Here is a 19,654-nt window from a genome sequence, read left to right on the forward strand (position 1 = left end):
CCGCTGGCGGCTGCACGGATTAGGGGACGAGGGAGAAGCATTATGAAGCAGCATCCGTTTTGCACCGATCCAGAGCACGGTCCTACGGTCTTGGATCTTCCAATCTCTGATGGCATCAAGCGAGAATGGGCTGAGTTGCAGACACGGCGTCACTTCCTTGGAAGAGCCGGCAAGGTCCTGGGGTGGGCAGCCTGCGCAAGTCTGATCGGTGACAAGGCAATGACCGGCGCAGTCAATGCTCCTGTACCGAGCGGTCCTTCGCGTGAATTCCAGAGACTGCCTCACTTTGCCCCGAAAGCGAAGCGAGCAATCTATCTTTTCATGTCTGGCGCACCGCCGCAGATGGATCTACTGGACTACAAACCTGGCCTTGCGCAGCTCTATGACAAAGACATTCCGGATTCAGTCCGTGGAACACAGCAGCTGACAGGCATGACGGCTGGCCAGGCACGTTTTCCCATTGCTCCATCTCACTGGGCCTTCAAGCAATATGGCAAGTCGGGTGCGTGGGTCAGCGATCTTCTGCCATATACAGCCAAGCTTGCCGACGACCTAACGATCATAAAGTCGACGAATACGGACGCTATTAATCACGAGCCTGCGATCATGCTCTTGAACACTGGAAACATGAATGCGGGAAAACCGTGTCTCGGCTCCTGGCTTTCCTATGGACTCGGCAGCATGAATGACAACCTGCCGACGTTCATGGTCTTGCTGAGTAAGACCAACCCAAAGGAGAACAATCAACCGGTCTCGTCGCGTCTTTGGAGTAGCGGTTTCCTGTCCTCCGAATATGCGGGAGTTGGTTTACGATCCGCTGGTGATCCTGTCCTCTATCTAAGTGATCCACGCGGAGTTGACCGCGAGGTTCGCCGCGAGATGCTCGATGCGGTCAATGAGATTAACCGACAGACCTATCAAGAACTAGGTGACCCCGAGACGAACTCTCGCATTTCGCAGTATGAGATGGCATACCGTATGCAAGCCTCCGTGCCAGAGCTAACGGACATGAGCAAGGAACCTCAGTCCACTTGGGATCTCTACGGACCCGATGCAAAAGAGCCGGGAACGTTTGCCTACAATTGCCTCATGGCGCGGCGTATGGCGGAGCGTGGCGTGCGCTTCACGCAGATCTATAAGCGTGGATGGGACGTCCACAGCGACGTTACGGGCGTGCTCCCCATGATCTGCAATGAGACGGATCGCGGATGCTATGCGTTGGTTACGGACCTAAAACAGCGCGGACTTCTCAACGATACCCTGGTTATCTGGAGTGGTGAGTTTGGACGAACTGTATACAGTCAAGGGGGCCTCTCTCCAACCAACTATGGCCGAGACCACCATCCGCGTTGCTTCACCTCCTGGATGGCTGGGGGTGGAGTCAAGCCTGGCATAACGTATGGAGAGACAGACGAGTTCAGCTACAACGTGGTGAAGGATCCCGTGCACGTGCGAGACTTCAATGCCACCCTACTTCACTGCCTTGGTATCGACCACAACAAACTAACCTACAAATTCCAGGGGCTGGACCAGAAATTGACTGGAACCACGCCAGCCAATGTAGTTCCTGGACTGCTTGCATAGTGAAGTGAGGGCTGGCTTGGGCGCAGTTTGGATGAAGATCGTGGCACTTCCAAGTTCCTCGGTGAAAGACAGATCGAAGGCAATCAAGCTCGGTGCGACCTTCATCAGTGCAATCCTTCTCGTGCTGCCATTCTTTTTCCGGCTGGATGGAAAAGTTCATGCCGACTGGCAGCAGTTCTTAGGCAGATTTCATCCCTTGATCGTGCATGTGCCTATCGGACTCATTTTGCTCGTACCTGTTCTGGAGATTGCTGGGAGGTTTCGCTCTGCCCTTCGCGAGGCAGCATCCTTCGTCCTATCGCTGAGTGCGCTTAGTTGCTTCGTTGCCGTGACCTTTGGATATCTTTTGGCATATGGTGGCGGAACTACAGGGCAGAGCATGACGCGACATATGTGGGGTGGCATCGCTCTTAGTCTTGCGGTAGTGACCTGCTGGTTTATCCGTCCTATGTGGGCTTCGGGAACGTCCACCGGTGTCATCGCCAACGCATACCCAGTCTCGCTCGTTTGTGTGTTGTTGCTATTGTCTTGGGCGGCGCACATGGGCGGGTCACTCACGCATGGCGATAACTACTTGTTTGAGTATCTGCCGAAAAGTTTGAAACACCTAACGGGACTTGGTCCACAACAGCCGAAGATCGTCCCGGCCGCGGATTCGGTTTATGCCAGACATATCCACCCGGTACTGGATAGTCATTGCGCAGCCTGTCATGGGGGTAAGAAGGTTAAGGGTGGGTTGCGCGTCGATTCGTATGACTCTCTTTTGAGAGGTGGGAGAGGGGGCCCCGTGATTCTTCCAAACAAGCCGGATCAGAGTATTCTCCTTCAGCGTGTCACACTGCCCAACTCACATCCCAAGTTCATGCCGGCTGATGGCAAGCCTGCTTTGAAGTCCCAGGACATCACACTGATTCGAGCGTGGATTACACAAGGGGCCTCTCCCACCGCGAAGGCTTTGAGCGGGATATCTTTACCCGACGTCATAATCAATACACCTTTGCCACAGGTCACCGACTATAGCAGCATGATGCAGAACATGCAGCAGCTCGCGAAATCGCAAGGTGTAACGCTAACGCAGGTATCGACAAATCCGGGCGACGGTCTTGTGCTGAATACTGTCGACGCTGCACCTTCTTTCAATGATGCTCAACTCGAGAAATTTGCACCGTTCGCACCCTATATCGTCGAAGTGGAACTGGGTCGAACTTCGATTACAGATGCGTCTTTTGCTACGCTCGCCAAATTTTCACATCTTCGAGTACTCCATCTCGAGGGTACCGCCATTTCGGGGAGCGGTCTCGCGAAGCTTACCCAACTCCCAGAGCTGAATTATTTGAATCTGAGTGGGACGAACGTTACCTCAGCGGCCATTGTTCCACTGCAATCGCTCAAGACACTGCGCCACCTTTACCTGTTTAATACACCAGCCCAACCCTTAGCACCCAGCAAGGCATCCAGCTCACTACGGAGGAAGTCCTAGTGTCAAACGTTCGTAGTCTCAATGGCAATCTTGACCGTCGCAGGTTTTTTGGAGCCGCGGCGATCGGAGCCGCCTCGTCCATGTTGGGTTCTAGTGCGAGAGCATCTGCCGAACCGATTGCTGTTGATTCAACTCCAATGCTTACGGGTAATGGAGAGTGGACCTATCGCAAAGTTGAGAATTGGGGACATCTGCCGGATGGTATTGCATTCGGTGGAACCCACGGGGCAATCGCAACCGACAATGCGGGATTGGTCTACGTCAGCACGCAAAGTAATACTGGGCTGTTGGTATATGACAGCGATGGGAAATTACTAAAGCGCATTGCTACAGAATTCCCTGAGATACATTCTATGATCCTCGCAAATGAGCAGGGGGAGGACTGTTTCTATACGGTTGTACAAAAAGGGACGCCCCAGCAAAACTGGTTGTTCGTGAAGCTTAAGACCGATGGGACAGTGATGCAGAAGATCACGGCACCGGCTGAGGCAGGTTTTCACGCTCCGAATGAATGGAGGATCACCTCCGCCATCTCTGGGCCGGATGGCTCGATATTCATTGCCAATGGATATGGTGACTCGCGCATCTTCAAGTTCGATAAGAACGGACAATACCAAACAAGTTTTGCGGGCAAAGGCAGCCTCGATGGAAAATGCAACTGCTGCCATTCGTTAGCAGTCGACATACGTTATGATCAGCCTCTTCTATTAGTGTGCGATCGCGAAAATCGACGCCTTACGCACTTCGATTTTGATGGCCGATTTGTGGCAAACATCGCGCATCCTCTTAGGCGACCCTGCCAGGTGAGCTTTCATGGCGATTATGCGGTTGTCTCCGAGTTGGAGGGACGCGTCACAATATTGGATAAAGACAATTACCCCGTAGCTTTTCTTGGCGACAATCCAGACAAGACGCAGTGGGCCAACTATAAGGTGAGCCCCGAGGCGATTCTTCCTACGCTTTTCAGCGCAGCGCATGGATGCCATATCGACCATAGAGGAGACATCTATATCTCGGATTGGAACCAGACGGGACGTGTCACAAAGTTAGCCAAAGAGAGGCTGTAGTCCCGAGGTCCGCGCGCAAATTACGCAACTGATCAACTCAATCTGATCAGTATGACGCCATATTTTTTGCCAAACGAAGCACTTTGCCCTGAATCTTTCCAATTTAGCTTCCTAATGAAGCTGGTCCCCACGTCATGTCACCACATGAAAGTCTTCTCGCAGAGCAAGAACGCTTTCGCTCATGAGGTATCGGCGGCCCGCGTTGATGTAGCACGCATCGTAACGCAATATGTTTTCGCGTAGATGGTGGACCCGGAGGGATTTGAACCCCAACCAAGGGATTATGAGTTTTGGATCAACGATGTAAGTCTTTGAAAATAAAAGAAATGCTGGCGTAGCCTAGCGTAACCCTAAGTAGCTGAGCGACCGTAATTTAGAGTAATTTCTCGAAACAGGAAAAAGCTGACGAGTGTACCGCTATTGCACTTGTGAATATGCGCCAGGGATCGACCCGCACTGTGCCCTTTCTCCAGCTTCACTCCGACTGCTATTTCGACTCTTGGTACCTTTCAGGTAGATTCGTCGAGAGTTACTCTCTGTTCTGAAAGCTCGTCCTCTGACTGAGGACATCTTCACCTGCGCCACCACCGACTTCCAGCACATGCCCTCCCGAAGGCCACTCCTGCAGCAGCGCTGGTCCCAGCTGGACAAGAGTGAATCAAACGACGGTGCGGCCACATCAAGGCAAGCGCTACAGGACGTAAAGAGCAGATCATGATGGCAGCCGCTCCAGGTACCGACGCCAGAGATAGGACTCAATTGCATAGCGAAGTCCTTCCACGAGGTGAAAACGCAGGCGAGAAGAAAGAAAGTTGGCCTGCACACGGCAGCGAGCGATTCGTGTCGAAAACGCTTCGTTCGATGATCTTCGTATGACGGATGGTGGCAGGCGTGAGGGCAGTAGAGACTTCTTGAGCGGACGCTTTGCAGGAATACCCGCGGTCTCAAGCTCTTTCTCCAGCAGTAGATAGAGTTTTCTGCCCGGATGATCAGCGAAAACAGTACGACGGCCGTATCGATCCACCCAGAGACGCACGGATGGAGGAAGAACATTGACAGTCCATTCCGTCAGTGCTTCAGGAGCGAAATGGCCCATGATCGAGGTGATCAGGTATGTCACTACCCCGATGCCTAGAGTGGCTCTCCGATCACGCTCGGCAACACTCCGAAGTTCCTGCCAGAACGAATCATCATTACGATAGGCAAGCACATGCCGATAGAATTCAAGGATATGTGCAGTACGAGAAAATGCGCTGCACACGTCCTTGAAAGCATGGAGTCCCTGGCTCAGGAAGAGGTCAACAGGCGAAAAGATTGGCATGGTGATGCCAAACATCTCTCGATTCACGATTCTGTTCAATCGCGAATCCCCACCCTTCTTATCGGCCTCCAAATGCAGCTCCACTGCGCGGTACGGAAGGTCCTTGTAAAAGTCCTTCGTCGATACGCGAGGTGTCTCGTTGATCTTGAACTCCCAGCTTTTCCCGCTGATCGCGTATAAGCGATAACCTCGACGCTCAAGAATACGGCGAGCCTCAGGAGCACTCTTTTCAGCAACGAGGTAATCAAGATCGAATTGGTGCCTTAGTTCCGAACGCGGCACCGACACGGGAGATAGTGCCAGGCCTTTCATGACGGCGTACGAGATGGCAGTGCTGTCAAATTCGGTCTGTATGGCCACCGACTCGTCCACCATGCCGCGCGTCCGTTTTGTGTTGTCATCCATGTTCTGTTGCAAGCGGTCGATGACGGCTCGCGGCAACGCATTGCGTAACCCTTGTTCAGTGAAGCGGTCAAGGAAATAAAGTGCAAGACCACTGATGTCCAACCAACGTAGCAGTCTGCGCCATTCCCTAGTCGAGAGGTGAAGCAATTGTTCGACCTCCTCAGATACTGGATCGCAAAAACTCAGTAGCACAGCCTGACGGATTCGCTGCTCTCGACTTATATGGGACATTACTTTGCTGTTGATCAGGATTGACTCTTGGGCTGACGACTGCCTCTCTGACGGAGGGCTACCAGCAGCCGAGGGTTTGGACGGGTCGCGAAGTTGTGTTCCTTCCGAGATTCCTTTGCTATCGACTGACAAGTGAATGTCACCTCTCCGCGTTGGCCCCGTAGCGCACATTCACCAGAGTCGCGTATACAGTGCCGTATTGTAGTGAGGATAGAGTGGCTTGCAGAAACAGTTGTCAACTCACAGTAAAGCAGTTGTCATACGACTGTTGGGATTGATGAGCTCTGATCCGCTTTGCGAACATATTGCAGTGGAAACATGTAACCCGATCAGCGTACCGGCGATGTGAAGGTCAAGATTTTGACGGGACAGACTGACGAGCCACGGAGGCTACATCGCTACTCCAACGAGGATCTGCACAGTACGACCGGTCTGCTGCTTGCAGAAGGCGGCTCAATATATCCGATCTAACCGTCCGCGACGCCGAATGCCTGGGTCCGATAGTCCCTCAGCCAGTCTTCCTGCGCGTGATGACCACGAGGGGACCCAGAGCTCAGCCGGAACGCTGTGTCCTTTCGGTTCCGACCATATATGCGTCCCATAGAAGTTCTGTCGCCTCTTAGCAACAAGAGGCCAACTAGGATAAGCCAACGTCCAAGTAGCTGTCCAGAAGATGGAGGTTCGCACGATCATCCGGAGTTAAATCGAACGCGGCATATTTGTCCCCGGATCATCTGTCTTTGTTAATTTGATTGTCACTTCTCTCGACGTGGATGCTGCTGCCCGCACAACTGGGCGTTATTGGGCCTCTAATCGGAGGCAACAAAGAAATGACAATTCACTGATGTACCCGTGACACTGTGGATGTGTCCGTTCTCTAGGGTCGATAAGGAGATAAGGAGAAGTCGGCAGCTCAGCAGGTGCTGCTTTTACTGGTGTGACCCCCTTTATGACTCTAAGGCAACACGCGTATCCGCATACCTGTTTCGTTCGCACTTCACGTGTAATTCTCTTGGCACTGGCATCCGCTGTGGGATCGTTGTTTCTCCTGGCAGGCAATGCAAGGGCTCAGGAAGTGCTCGGTTCTGGTTCGACGCAGGATAAGTCGGATACGTCGCCAACCCCGACGAACGATGATCCGAGTGCAGCCGCGCTGGCGTTTGGCCGCAGCTCGGATTCCGCTGACGATCGCAGCGCCGTCACGACTTCAAGCAATCTGGATACGCCCGTAGCGTCGCTGCCTGCCGATCAAATCATCCGGATTCTACAGCAAAACCAAAATCTGCTGATGGACGTGAAATCGCAGGTTGCCGATCGTCTTCAACAGCAGGGCACGCAGATGGAGGCGACCGACATCTCCGACGAGATGCTTTACAACCAGATCGCGACGAATGCCAGTGTGCGCGCAAATATTACGACCTATTTGAGGGCACGTGGGTATGTTCCCCAAGGGGGACTCCAGAGTGGAGGCGCTGGGCTCGCGCAGAACGATTCGCAGTTTGGTATACCGTCTTCCGATGGCCTGAGCACGAGCCCGTCTGGCATGAGTGCAGGGGGAGATACGGAGTTCTCTAATTTTGATAGCGGTGGAGACGGCCAACCGCGCACGACTCTCCCTGCAGGAAACAGTCGGGGCAAAATGGAAAACCGTGGGAAGGAAGAGACAAACGCCTCGACCGATGTTCCGAAGGTGCTGCGCCTGCCCACTCCCTACAACTTACGATCCATGCGTGATCTATACACCCAGGTTCCAGAGCATGCAGCTCCTTTAAAGCGGTTTGGCTCAGAGGTCTTCGTGAGCAGGGAGTTTCCCTCGATGAGCCAGGAGTTCCCCTCGATGGAACGCGGTGTGTCCGCGAGAGACACGCCGCTTGATGTGCCTCTGGGTCCAGATTATGTCGTCGGTCCGGGCGATACCCTCACCATTAGCTTTTGGGGCGGAGTCACGCAAAGCGTCAGCCGGGTGATCGACCGGGACGGTCATATTCTGTTACCCGACGCGGGCTCGCTCCAAGTTGCGGGCCTGCCGCTTCAACGGGCAGAGAGCCTCATCGAAGGTGCGCTCAAACAGCAATATCGGAATGTTCAGGTCGCCGTCACGATCTCTCGGCTGCGTTCGGTGCGTGTCTATGTTGTTGGAGATGTGCAACGGCCGGGTGGATATGACATCAGCTCCTTGTCGACTCCTCTAAGTGCGCTCTATGCGGCTGGCGGACCCACCTCGGTTGGCTCCCTTCGCATTGCCCGGCACTACCGTGGACAGACGCTGATCGAGGATGTCGATCTCTATGATTTCCTCCTCCATGGAATTCGAAAGGGCAGCGCCCGTTTCGAAAGCGGAGACACGCTTCAGGTGCCTCCGGCGGGGTCGCAGGTTGCTATTTCTGGTGCAGTAAAACGGCCAGCCATCTATGAACTAAAGCCCAACGAATCGACTCTTGCTTCGGTGCTTGAGGATGCCGGCGGCCTAACGGCCGCAGCCTCCCTGGGGCACATCACGATCGAACGCATCGATGCCAATCGTCAGCGTGAAACGGTAACGGTGAAGGGCATCAGTGGACAGGATTCGCAGACGGACCGAGCTGCAATCGATACATTTGCGGTCAAGGATGGAGACCGCATCCATATCGCTCCGATTCTTCCTTACAGCGAGCGAGCGATCTATCTTCAAGGCCACGTCGCTCGCCCGGGTCGCTTGTCTTATACCGACGGCATGCGGCTCAACGATGTGCTGCACAGTTATCAGGATATGTTGCCCGAGCCGGCAACCCACGGCGAGATTGTACGTCTGGTTCCCCCTGATCTCCACGCAGAGACCATCGCCTTCAATGTTTCTGAGGTGTTGATTGGCAATGAAAATCTCACTCTTCAGCCCTTCGATACGATCCGCATCTTTGGACGATATGAGGTGGATACGCCGCAGGTCATCGTCCATGGTGAGGTGCTACGGCCAGGAACCTATCCGCTGTCGAACGGCATGACGGCCGCCCAGCTTGTGCGGATGGCAGGCGGGTTCAAGCGCGACGCTTTGCTGGATGGTGCCGACCTGACCAGCTACGGTGTCGAAGGCGGCAGCCGTGTTGCGGGGAGGGTCTCCACTCTGCATATTGGCGCTGCTGTTTCTGGAAGCGAGCCGAATGCGGATGTTCTGCTCAAACCCGGTGACATCCTTACGATCCACCAGATCACCGGATGGAATGAGATTGGCCAATCCGTCGCGATCCAGGGGCAGGTTAGATTTCCTGGCAACTATGGCTTTCAGGAAGGCGAGCGCCTTAGTTCCGTCCTTCGACGTGCCGGCGGAATGCGTGATACCGCATACGCGGAAGGCGCCGTATTAATCCGTGCGCAGGTGCGTGATCTCGAGGAAAAAAGCCGTCAGGAACTTATTCGTCAGATCGAAACAAACTCCGCAGCCGCGCGACTTGGACCGGCTGTCGGGAGTGGTGATACGGGGGGCGCCCTGCAACTGATCAAGGCGCAGCAGGACCAGGCGGTTAACCAACTTAAGAGCCATCCCGCTACTGGGCGCATGGTGATTCATATCAGCGCCGATATCGATAGCTGGGCCAATACTCCCGCAGACATCGAGTTGCGGAGAGGTGATGTGCTAACAATTCCGAAACGTCCGGGCTTCGTGCTCGTGACGGGGCAGGTCTACAACGCCACGGCGCTCACGTTCGCTCCGGGAAAGACAGCCGCTTGGTACCTGAGCCATGCAGGGGGGACGAACTCAACCGCAAATCGTAAGGAGATCTTTATCATCCGCGCAAACGGTTCGGTTGTCGGCCGGCACTCAGGTGGGTGGTTCGATCCAGATGTGCTCTCGACCAAGCTGAGTCCTGGCGATGTTGTCGTGGTGCCACAGAAGATCATCGGAAACTCGCTCCTCTGGAAGAATCTTCTGACTACGGCGCAGCTTGCGTCTTCGATTGCCATTACCGCAGGAATTGCAGTAGCGGCCCTTTAGGTCCCATGTCGTTGTCTCGCACGTTTACGGTGATTCTCGTGAGCCTTATGTTTAATGTGAATCGACAAGCCGCAGGCTTCTCCGGCCCGGGTGACCGATCCCAGAGCAACGTCGCGAACATGGCATCGCCTTATGTTCCTGTGGAGAGCTGGGTTTATCCAGCCTTCGAATTACTGGCAGCGAAAGGATATGTTCAAAGCGCATTCTTCAATCTGCGTCCCTGGACACGCCTTGACTGCGCCCGTTTATTGGAAGAAGCCGATGATCTAACGGCGGACGAGCCCGTCAGCGACGATATCGCCAAGACATTGCGAGCTCTAAGGCTGGAATTTGCCTCAGAGCTTCGACGCCGTGCTGGTGATCGAAATGTAGAGTTCAGGATTGAGTCGATAGATCAACACATCACGTCGATCGCCGGCAGGCCGTTGACGGACGGTTACCACTTCGCGGAGTCGCATGTGGATGATTACGGCCGTCCGTTCGGCCAGGGCGTAAATCTTTATTCGGGAATGTCAGTTCAAGCGACCGCTGGGCCGTTTGCTGCTTACGTCCGAGGCGAGATCCAGCGTGTACCATCGGCACCTGTCCCGAACGCTTCCGCTCAGCAGCAGATTGCCGCCGCTGACTTCACGCCAGCTGGGGCACTCGGGCCGCCATCGAACTTTCTTCGTGGACGATTGCTGGACGCGAATATCTCATACGCCTTCGCCAACAATCAGCTTACTTTTGGCAAGCAGACTCTTTGGTGGGGACCGGCGAGAAGTGGCTCTACTCTTTTCAGCAACAACGCAGAGCCAATCACAATGTTTCGCTACGATCGTGTGAGGCCGTTTGAGTTGCCGGGATTCCTGAAATTGCTAGGCCCGATTCGTGCGCAGCTGCTTGTGGGCCGTCTCGATGGTGCGCAATTTATTCATACAGATCACGAGACGTTCGGAACCCCCGGGGTGGCTCTCGGCAACCAGCCCTGGATTCATGGAGAAAAGGTTACGTTTGAGCCAACGCCGAATTTCCAGTTCGGCGTCTCGCGTACGGTGCTCTTTGGCGGCCAAGGGGCGCCTGTGACCACTTCGACATTTCTGCGGAGCGTCTTTTCCGTTGGGACCGGAGACGAAGAAAATGACCCGGGCGACCGGCGAGTTGCCTTTGACGCCGAGTATCGGATTCCCGGTCTTCGCGAATGCCTGACAGGATATCTAGATACCTTCACAGAAGATGAACCGTTTCCATTGAATTATGCAAAGCGGAGCGTATGGATTTCAGGGTTTGCTCTTCGATGTGTTCCGAGGGTACCTCGTTTGACAATCCGCGCAGAAGGCCTTGTCTCCCCGCATCGGGACGAATTTCCAGGCTACTACTACTTCAATGTCCATTACCTGAGCGGCTACACGAATAACCGCCAGTTGATTGGTAGCTGGATCGGTCGGGATGGTTATGGGGAACAAATGTGGGCGACTTGGCAGGTTTCGCCTCATTCATCATTCGAGGTGAGTGGACGCAGCATGAACTCCAGTACTGAGTTTCTGCATGGGGGCTACGTACGCGATTTTCGTGCAACCGCCGACGTAGCCCTAAGTTCCGAATGGCAACTACGCCTCGAAGATCAGGCAGAGTGGTGGCGTTTCCCTCTGTTGTCTCCGCAGCCGCAACGCAATAACGAAATTACTCTTCAGCTTTCCTATAAGCCTAGGGGGAGGACGAAATGAAGACCATTACTTCCGTCATTTCGGCCAAAGAGGGCAGCGAACCGATTCCCGCGAACTGGGCGGTTCGCTCAGCATTACTGTGGCAGCATCGAAGGCTACTGGCTCGTGTCGCCTCAATCTCGCTCGTGGTGAGTTTCGGAATAGCTTTCCTCATTCCGAAACAGTACAAATCCACAGCCAGCATTATGCCGCCGGACCAACAGAACTCTGGCGCGATGATGCTGGCGGCGCTATCAGGCCGCGGAGGACTGGGAGCGCTCGGCAGCCTTGCCAGCGGACTCCTCGGAGGACACACGACCACGGCATTGTTCGTCAATCTCCTGCAGAGCGGAACGGTGCGTGGACATCTGATTGATCGTTTCGATCTTCAACGGGTCTACCACTCACGCTATCGGTTCACCGCTGCCAAGCGCCTTGCCCGACACACCAAGATCACGGACGACAAAAAGAGCGGAGTGATCACGATCGAAGTAGAGGATACAGATCCTCTACGAGCTCGTGATATGGCGAAGGCCTATCTTGAGGAGCTGAACAATCTTGTTACGAAGAACAGTACCTCATCTGCGCGCCAGGAGCGTATTTTTATCGAGCACCGACTTCACGCCGTGGACGGCGATCTCGAACGTGCGCAGCTTGAGCTAAGTGAGTTTTCCAGCAAGAACAGCACTATCGACATTAAAGAGCAGACGCGTGCGATGGTCGAGACCGGCGCGCGCGTACAGGGAGAACTGCTTGTTGAGCAGTCCGGCCTTCAGTCCTTGCGGCAGATCTATGGTGACAACAATGTGCGCGTGAAGAGCACCGAGGCACGCATCGCAGCGCTTCGTCGAGATCTCGCGCAGATGACCGGGTCATCTGCCCCATTGAGGTCGGAAACCTCCGTGTCTGAAGGCGCCGCAGGAGTTCCGGATGACAATGGAGCACTATACCCACCCTTGCGTCAGCTGCCTCGCCTTGCAGTCCCATATGCTGACCTCTATCGCCGCGTGAAAGTGCAGGAGACCGTCTTCGAGTTGCTCACACAGCAATACGAGCTGGCCCGCATCGAGGAGGCAAAGGACGTTCCTGTCATCAGTGTGATCGATATTCCAGGGGTTCCGGAGAAGAAGTCGTTTCCACCGCGCATCATCGTTACGCTGCTCTTGACCTTCCTTTCCTGTGCAGCCGTGTCCGCGTGGATTTTGCTCCGCGAAGCGTGGACAAGGCTTAGTCCAGACGACCCGAGGAAGCAACTTGCTTCTGAAGTTCTTCCTGTTCTCCGCAGACGATTTCATGCGATCGCTCCACGAGGCAAGGGGATTGCATGAGAAGACACATCACAAATGCCGGATATGGCGTACTGGATTACGCTTCCTATCCACTGGGCATGCTTGTGGTGGCTCCAGTAGTCCTGCGTAATGCGGGTGCTGCGGAGTACGGGCTGTGGATGGTAGCCACAGCTGTTGTCAGTGCTGGTGGCATCATCGCCTCCGGCTTTTCCGATGTCGGAATACAGCGTGTGGCGAGGCTGCGTGGGGAGAATAAACCCATAGCAATGATAGAGGCCGTACGTACCATGCTTGCAATCAATCTTGCGCTCGGGTTGGTGATTGCAATGGTGGTCTGGGTAGCCGCACCGTATGCGGCTCGGCATATAGCCGCCTCGCGGTTGACCTCGGAGCGGGAGTGTCTGATTTGCCTACGTATCGCCAGCATTATGGTCCTCATGCGCGCAATCGAAACTGTAAGTGTCGCCGCACAACGCGCGTTTGAAGAATATCGAGGAACTGTACAGATCAGTACGGCCATCCGGCTTCTTACGCTGGGGTCCGCCGGTGTTCTTGCTTTGTTGGGCAAGCGGACGGAAAGCATCATGATTGCCACGGCGGTTCTTTTTGCCGTGGGTACCTGGCTTCAGTTTCGACATCTTGGAAAGTTCCTGGATACAACGTCGCTCTGGCCAATGTTTCAGGCTCAGGAGACGCGTACCCTACTAGGGTCCGGAATCTTCGTCTGGTTTCAGGCGCTTGGTAGTGTGTTATTTCGACAGCTTGACCGGATCCTGTTGGGCATTTCACTTGGAGCGGCGGCGGTCGCGCCCTATTCGGTCAGTATCCAATTTGCTGAGCCACTCTTCGGACTGACGGCTTCCGGCCTCTTCTTCTTCTTTCCTTACCTCTCCAGTCGCGTGACTACGCTCTCGAGTGCGGCGCTGAGGCACACTGTTCTGAACGTCTTTCTCTGTAATTTGCTGCTGGTCGCATGTGGAGGGGTGATTTTACTTCTCTTTGGGAATCGTTTCCTTCGGATCTGGGCCGGACCTGCAGTTGCGCATAGTGCCGCAAAGATTCTTCCACTGATTGTTGTGGGTTCTGCCCTCTCCGGACTCAGCGTCACCGGAATCTACACGATGCAGGCACTCGGTATGTTCCGTACCGTAGCGTACATCAGCTTGGTCAGCAGAAGCGGTTTGTTGCTGATGATGCTCTACCTGCTTCACCATCGCGGGTTGCAGGGACTTGCGATTGCGCGTGTGTGTTATGGAGTGGCCGGACTGTTAGTGTATCTCCCCCTAATTCGGCAGATTGGACTTTTCAAGAAGTCCAGCGGCTCTATTCCTTCAAGGCCCATCATCACCGAATTTCAGGGAGAAGCATGACGATGAAGGTCCTGATCACTGCAGCTCAGTTCTCATCCAGCATTTCCGGAGTGCAACGGCACGCACTAAATATGGTGCGCTGTCTTCTTACGCAAGAGAGCATCTCAGAAGTACATTTTGCACTCGCTCCCTGGCAGCAGGAACTGGTGCAGGCCGTCAGCCTTTCGTCGATGGATCGTGTCACGACTCACGTTGTGGACATGGATCAAAGCCTGTCGAGTCGGAATCTTTGGTACTACCGCAGGCTCCCAGAGCTGGCTGCCCAGATTCGGCCCGATGTCATTCACCTATCGTATCCGGTTCCTGTAAATGCATCGGCAATCTCTTGTCCTATTGTGTTGACACTGCATGATCTCTATCCCTACGAGATCCCGGAAAACTTCGGCTTTCCAAAGGTCATCTTCAATCGCGTGATCCTGCAACAATGTTTGCGCAACGTCGACGCGATCGCATGCGTGTCCGATACTACGGTGCATCGGATGAAGCAGTATGTCCCGAGGGTCACCTGGCGAAAGGCCATTCGAATCTATAACTGCGTCGAGACGGAGGAGCGCTATACACAGGATTTACCTCAGCCCGGATGGCAAGGTGAGCCTTTTCTCCTCTCTGTTTCGCAGCACCGAAAGAATAAGAACATTCAACTTCTCATTCGGGTCTTCCATCGGCTGCTTCGTGAGGATTCAGTTGATCCGAATATGAAGTTGTTCGTGATTGGCATCACAGGTCCGGAGACAGCACGCATTCATCAACTCGTATCTGATCTACGGCTTGATGAGAGAGTGGTTTTTCTGCAAGGACTCCCTGAACCTGTGCTGCAGTGGTGCTTCACCCACTGCAAAGTTCTTGTCGCTCCATCGGAAACGGAAGGCTTCGGCCTACCGGTGGCGGAGGCTCTGCTTGCAGGATGCCATATCGTCTGCTCCGACATTCCTGCTTTTCGAGAGATAGGCGAGGGGCACTGCCGTTTTGTCGCATTGGGCCCCGGAGCAGAGGAGCGGTTTGCGGACTCTATTCTCGCCAGTCTCCAGGAACCTCCAAAGTCTCAGATCTCTCTTCCACAATTCTCTTCCGGAGTAATAGGAACTCAATACGTAAACCTCTACCGGGGACTCCTGTCATCGGTGTCCAGCTTGGGGAGTGCTGCACACGCCACTTCGGTTCAGCGTTTACGCCGAAAGGCAGTTGCTATGACGGAGAGATTCAGCCCCGAATCGCAGGGAAAGGTGAGCGGGTGTGATCGCGTCTGAATCCTTTGTTTCGAAAATAAGTACCGATGAAGTTACGGCGTCCGGCAAGCGTCGGGATGCGATTTCAAGAAAGCTGTTTCTGCAGATCACGACAGCCTGCGAACTCGTCGCGGATTTTGTCACATGTGCCGCATCGATATTTCTTGTTTCCGCACTGCAAGTGCGCTTCACGGACTCGGCCCAATATTCGTTTCACCAGTTGTTAGGGATCAGCCTCGTTTGTGGCCTGTTAGCCGTACTTCTGTTACAGGGAAAGGGAACGGACAGCAAATCGGCTCACCTCGATCCGGTCTGGGAGACTGCGGGTGCGGTTCGGATGTCCTTTCAAGCTCCGCTCTTCATCTTGCTGGGCAGTTTCCTATTGAGGTTGGAGGTCCCACGGAGTGCAATTGTTCTGGCCTTCTTGCTGATGCCCCCTCTGCTGGCGCTCCAGAAGTATATGACCGCTTTCCTAGCCCAAAGGCTGCCCAGCAGGTACTCCGTTATGGAACGAGTTGTTATCTACGGAGCCTGTGAAACAGGGCGGCGTATCGCATCAGGACTCTTATCGTCACCCCGTTTGTGGTTACGTCCCGTAGCCGTGATCCATGAGGACCCCTGTTCGACCGATGAATGCACGTTAGAGCTTGCGTATCGGGGGCAAACGATTCCGGTGCAATGCGCTTCGATGACGGCGAGCCTGCTGGAGTCGCTCCAGTGCGATCTGGTAATCCTGGGGGTGCCGAACCTCCCTTTGAAAGAGGGAAGCGAGCTCAGAGCTGTAGCGAGGCAGGTGGGAGTTCCTGTCGCACATCTGTCAGATCCTCTGGTACCGGAAGGCTGGCCACGAGAATCGATTGAAATCGGTGGGCTATCGCTGATTCACGAGGAGCCGGCGGATGTTGCTTGGAATTATGCTTTTACCAAGCGAGTGCTCGACATCGCCGTTTCCTCCGTCCTCTTAGTGGTGCTTTCACCTGCGTTCATCGTGATTCTGCTTCTTATCCGCTTGACCTCACCTGGGCCTGCACTCTTCGTGCAGAGGAGAGTGGGACTCGCTGGCAAGTTCTTCAATATGTATAAATTTCGTTCGATGTATTCCAGAGCAAGAAAGTACGAGTGCTCTCCGAAGATATCCAGCGACCCAAGAATCACAAGAGTCGGCAGGCTCCTCAGGCTGACTAGTTTGGATGAACTCCCTCAGTTGATGAATGTCTTCCTTGGGCAAATGTCGTTGGTCGGGCCTAGGCCTGAGATGCCTTTCATCGTGCGTCGCTATAACGAGTACCAGCGGCAACGACTTCAGGTTACTCCTGGAATTACGGGTCTGTGGCAACTGAGCAAGGACAGAGCTTTCCCCATCCACGAGAATCTCCATCACGATCTCTCCTACCTCAGGAACCGGACCCTATGCATGGATCTGGCGATTCTCATCCACACACTGTTCTTTTCAATGGGTGGAGGAGTATGACGGAGCGTTCTAAAACCGTGTCTATTTCAAATGGACCAAACTCACGAATTCTCTGTTCGCGCGATGGCTGTGGTGCCGCCATATCAAACTCTGCCGTTGACCACGAGCATGTCGACGTCCTCGGCGTAAAGGTGTCAGCGGTGAATATGGCCCGAGCCGTTGAATTGGCCGATCAATGGGTCATGGGCGGACGTGCTGGATACATTTGCGTAACAGGCGTGCACGGTGTGATGGAAGCCCAGAAGGACCCCGGCCTTCTCGAAATTCTGAACCATGCTGTAATCAACACCCCGGATGGCATGCCCATGACATGGGTCGGTCAAGTACAGGGGTTTAGCAACATGGACCGTGTTTTTGGGCCAGACTTTATGTTGAAGATGTGTGAACTGTCGCTGGATCGGGGGTATCGCCACTTTCTTTATGGTGGCGAGCCTGGCGTGGCAGAGAAGTTGAAAGAAGAGCTGGAGATGAGGCTACCCGGCCTCCAGGTGGTGGGAACGTATACGCCCCCATTCCGAACGCTGAACGAGCGGGAGGAAGAGACGGTGTTCGCCCAATTGCGCGATTCGAAGCCGCACATGCTGTGGGTAGGGCTGAGCACTCCAAAGCAGGAACGATTTATGGCGCAGTATGTCGACCGTCTGCAGGTGCCACTGCTTGTGGGTGTGGGTGCGGCCTTCGATTTTCACACCGGCCGTCTGCGCGATTGTCCACAGTGGGTCAAGCGAGCAGGCTTGCAATGGATGCATCGCTTGCTGCAGGATCCGAAGCGTTTGTGGCGCCGCTATCTTCGCAACAATCCGCTCTTCCTTTGGAAGATCACGCGTCAACTGCTGAGAAATCACCGCAGCGCGGCCATTCCTTCTACCGCAGCAGAATCCGGTACGGAGGCACTCCTATGAATCCTGATTGCATCGCCGCATTGCGACTGCAAGTCCACCATACATGTTCGAACGTTTGCGCCGGTTCTCCGCTGCGCATTGGTATACACATTGAGATCGCAGATGGAGCTTGACGCGTGATGGAAGACAGAGGATCACTCAGTACTGCCGTCACAGTGGATTTGGCGGTACCGCTGCTCGTTGGTTTCTGTTTCGCATTCCGCCTCGCAGTGCCGCTCCTCTGCATGAAGCTTGCAGGAGCCGATATTCAGACGGGATCGATGGTGAAGCTGGCCGTCGGCTTTCTCGCTTTTGGCCTGACTTGTTTCGTCGTCTTCGGAGCGGATGCACCGCCATGGCGCCGTGCGCTGCAACCGTCCAGCGTACGCTGGGTCCTGTTCTTTCTTGGATTCTCGCTGTGCAGCTTCGCATGGAGTGAAACGGCCTCAGTCGCGGCATCTCTGGTGTATTGGTTTGGAACAGCGGTCGACGTAGGGACTACGCTTCTGCTCCTTCGCCTAAAGGGCACAGTCGGCTCCGCCGCTGCTGTCATGAAGGGCTTCCTCTTCGGTGCGTGTGGCGTGGCAATCGTCGCATGGATTATGCCGGCGGAGTACGATCTCCGACTGGGGGACGAGAATTTCTTCAACGCCAACTCCATCTGCAACGTCTGCGTCTTCGCCGTCTTCTTTGCGCAATACCTAATGCGGCGCAGGGGGGCGAAGCTGCAGTTCGTCACTCTGTTTCTTGTCGTCACCATCGTCCGGAGCCTCAGCAAGACAACCATCGTAGCGTTCCTCATCAGCGAAGCGTATCTGCTGATCCAGGATCGCTCCATGAGTCGCAGAACCAAGCTGTTACTCACGCTAGGTGCAGTGCTGCTTATCCTGGCCTTCTGGGGCCTGTTCGAGGCCTACTACGACGTCTACACATCGTCCGGCAATCAGGCAGAGACGCTGACCGGACGCACCGCCATCTGGAGCTATGTTGTCGGCAAAGTGACAGAGCATCCGTGGATCGGCCACGGCTTCGATTCCATGTGGAACGTGGTGCCGGTATTCGGGACTTTCGAAGCACGCCACGCCGAGAACGAGGTGCTGGAACAGGTTTACTCTTACGGTGGGGCCGGCCTTATCCTGCTCGGCGGTGTGTACGGCAGCCTCCTTCGCAATATCCGCCGAACGGCGCCCCCATCGGTACGCGTGATCTTCGTCAGCATCGTCTTCTTCGTGGTAATCCGTGGCTTCGCTGAAGCGGAGCCGTTCGATCTTCTTCTGCCGCTTTGGGCTGTCGTTCTCATCAGCCTTCTTGTGCAGAATGAATCGGACGAAGCGCAGCCAGAGACGAGCAATGACGTTTTCTTTCCGGCAACAACAGCGCAGCAGCCTGCTTCGCCACACTGATACGCGGGCTGGCCGATACGGAGGTGTATGACTTATCGCTTCCGTTATGGGCGATTATCATGTTCAGTCTCTTGTTGGAGCGCCCTAATTGGCTCCACCAAACCTAATTGGAATCCGATGCTGCGATATTCTGCGTTCAGCCTGTTTTTGCCGAGGACTAGCGGACGCGCAAACGAGAAGTGCTCTCAGTTCTGCGACAACAAAATGACAGTGTTCTGACAACTTCCTGTCCGTGCACTCATAAATTGCCTCTTAGGGCGATGATTCGCGG

At 54.6% G+C, this 19,654-nt stretch carries 12 protein-coding genes; 11 read left to right on the plus strand and 1 reads right to left on the minus strand.

All coding sequences use genetic code 11. The annotated features are described in order from the left end of the window. Positions 1–42 precede the first annotated feature (42 nt). From AC5S26_RS04780 to AC5S26_RS04790, 3 genes are read left to right on the plus strand one after another with little or no spacing between them, the layout of a single operon-like run. On the plus strand, positions 43–1,584 hold the full coding sequence (locus AC5S26_RS04780) for a DUF1501 domain-containing protein (protein ID WP_494183704.1): 1,542 nt from the start codon (positions 43–45) through the stop codon (positions 1,582–1,584). 40 nt (positions 1,585–1,624) lie between these two features. Then, positions 1,625–3,064: a c-type cytochrome domain-containing protein gene (locus AC5S26_RS04785; RefSeq protein ID WP_494183705.1), complete on the plus strand. Its 1,440-nt coding sequence runs from the start codon at positions 1,625–1,627 to the stop codon at positions 3,062–3,064. Beyond that, on the plus strand, positions 3,064–4,131 hold the full coding sequence (locus AC5S26_RS04790) for an NHL repeat-containing protein (protein WP_494183706.1): 1,068 nt from the start codon (positions 3,064–3,066) through the stop codon (positions 4,129–4,131). Before AC5S26_RS04785 ends, AC5S26_RS04790 begins: the two co-directional genes overlap by 1 nt. A 712-nt stretch (positions 4,132–4,843) precedes the next feature. Here AC5S26_RS04790 and AC5S26_RS04795 read toward each other — a convergent pair. Further along, entirely contained in the window at positions 4,844–6,088 is a 1,245-nt protein-coding gene (locus tag AC5S26_RS04795) for a nucleotidyltransferase family protein (protein WP_494183707.1), read from the minus strand. Between the two features lie 1,012 nt (positions 6,089–7,100). Between AC5S26_RS04795 and AC5S26_RS04800 the strand changes: the two genes are divergently transcribed. The 8 genes from AC5S26_RS04800 to AC5S26_RS04835 all read left to right on the plus strand — a co-directional run bounded on the left by AC5S26_RS04800 (position 7,101) and on the right by AC5S26_RS04835 (position 19,383). Beyond that, a complete protein-coding gene (locus AC5S26_RS04800) occupies positions 7,101–10,058 on the plus strand; it encodes an SLBB domain-containing protein (RefSeq protein WP_494183708.1) in 2,958 nt (985 codons plus the stop codon). 47 nt (positions 10,059–10,105) lie between these two features. After that, positions 10,106–11,764 (plus strand): capsule assembly Wzi family protein, encoded by a 1,659-nt coding sequence (locus AC5S26_RS04805; protein ID WP_494184606.1) that lies wholly within the window; start codon positions 10,106–10,108, stop codon positions 11,762–11,764. Beyond that, a complete protein-coding gene (locus AC5S26_RS04810) occupies positions 11,761–13,071 on the plus strand; it encodes a GumC family protein (protein ID WP_494183709.1) in 1,311 nt (436 codons plus the stop codon). Before AC5S26_RS04805 ends, AC5S26_RS04810 begins: the two co-directional genes overlap by 4 nt. Further along, a complete protein-coding gene (locus AC5S26_RS04815) occupies positions 13,068–14,402 on the plus strand; it encodes an oligosaccharide flippase family protein (protein WP_494183710.1) in 1,335 nt (444 codons plus the stop codon). Before AC5S26_RS04810 ends, AC5S26_RS04815 begins: the two co-directional genes overlap by 4 nt. Positions 14,403–14,404: 2 nt before the next feature. After that, positions 14,405–15,649: a glycosyltransferase family 4 protein gene (locus AC5S26_RS04820; RefSeq protein WP_494183711.1), complete on the plus strand. Its 1,245-nt coding sequence runs from the start codon at positions 14,405–14,407 to the stop codon at positions 15,647–15,649. Then, the gene (locus AC5S26_RS04825) at positions 15,636–17,099 is read left to right on the plus strand and encodes an exopolysaccharide biosynthesis polyprenyl glycosylphosphotransferase (RefSeq protein WP_494183712.1); all 1,464 of its coding nucleotides are present in this window, start codon (positions 15,636–15,638) and stop codon (positions 17,097–17,099) included. The genes AC5S26_RS04820 and AC5S26_RS04825 overlap by 14 nt, the downstream gene beginning before the upstream one ends. After that, on the plus strand, positions 17,096–18,001 hold the full coding sequence (locus AC5S26_RS04830) for a WecB/TagA/CpsF family glycosyltransferase (RefSeq protein WP_494183713.1): 906 nt from the start codon (positions 17,096–17,098) through the stop codon (positions 17,999–18,001). The genes AC5S26_RS04825 and AC5S26_RS04830 overlap by 4 nt, the downstream gene beginning before the upstream one ends. A gap of 119 nt (positions 18,002–18,120) precedes the next feature. Beyond that, positions 18,121–19,383, plus strand: a complete 1,263-nt coding sequence (locus AC5S26_RS04835) for an O-antigen ligase family protein (protein ID WP_494183714.1) — start codon at positions 18,121–18,123, stop codon at positions 19,381–19,383. The last annotated feature ends 271 nt before the right edge of the window (positions 19,384–19,654 follow it).

The organism is Edaphobacter sp. FHG110511_03, from assembly GCF_059115365.1.

Excerpts from the sequence above, each read along its gene's own strand:
- AC5S26_RS04780 (WP_494183704.1), top strand. The coding sequence starts at position 43 with ATGAAGCAGCATCCGTTTTGCACCGATCCAGAGCACGGTCCTACGGTC.
- AC5S26_RS04795 (WP_494183707.1), bottom strand. The coding sequence starts at position 6,088 with ATGTCCCATATAAGTCGAGAGCAGCGAATCCGTCAGGCTGTGCTACTG.
- AC5S26_RS04805 (WP_494184606.1), top strand. The coding sequence starts at position 10,106 with ATGTTTAATGTGAATCGACAAGCCGCAGGCTTCTCCGGCCCGGGTGAC.
- AC5S26_RS04810 (WP_494183709.1), top strand. The coding sequence starts at position 11,761 with ATGAAGACCATTACTTCCGTCATTTCGGCCAAAGAGGGCAGCGAACCG.
- AC5S26_RS04815 (WP_494183710.1), top strand. The coding sequence starts at position 13,068 with ATGAGAAGACACATCACAAATGCCGGATATGGCGTACTGGATTACGCT.
- AC5S26_RS04820 (WP_494183711.1), top strand. The coding sequence starts at position 14,405 with ATGAAGGTCCTGATCACTGCAGCTCAGTTCTCATCCAGCATTTCCGGA.
- AC5S26_RS04830 (WP_494183713.1), top strand. The coding sequence starts at position 17,096 with ATGACGGAGCGTTCTAAAACCGTGTCTATTTCAAATGGACCAAACTCA.
- AC5S26_RS04835 (WP_494183714.1), top strand. The coding sequence starts at position 18,121 with ATGGAAGACAGAGGATCACTCAGTACTGCCGTCACAGTGGATTTGGCG.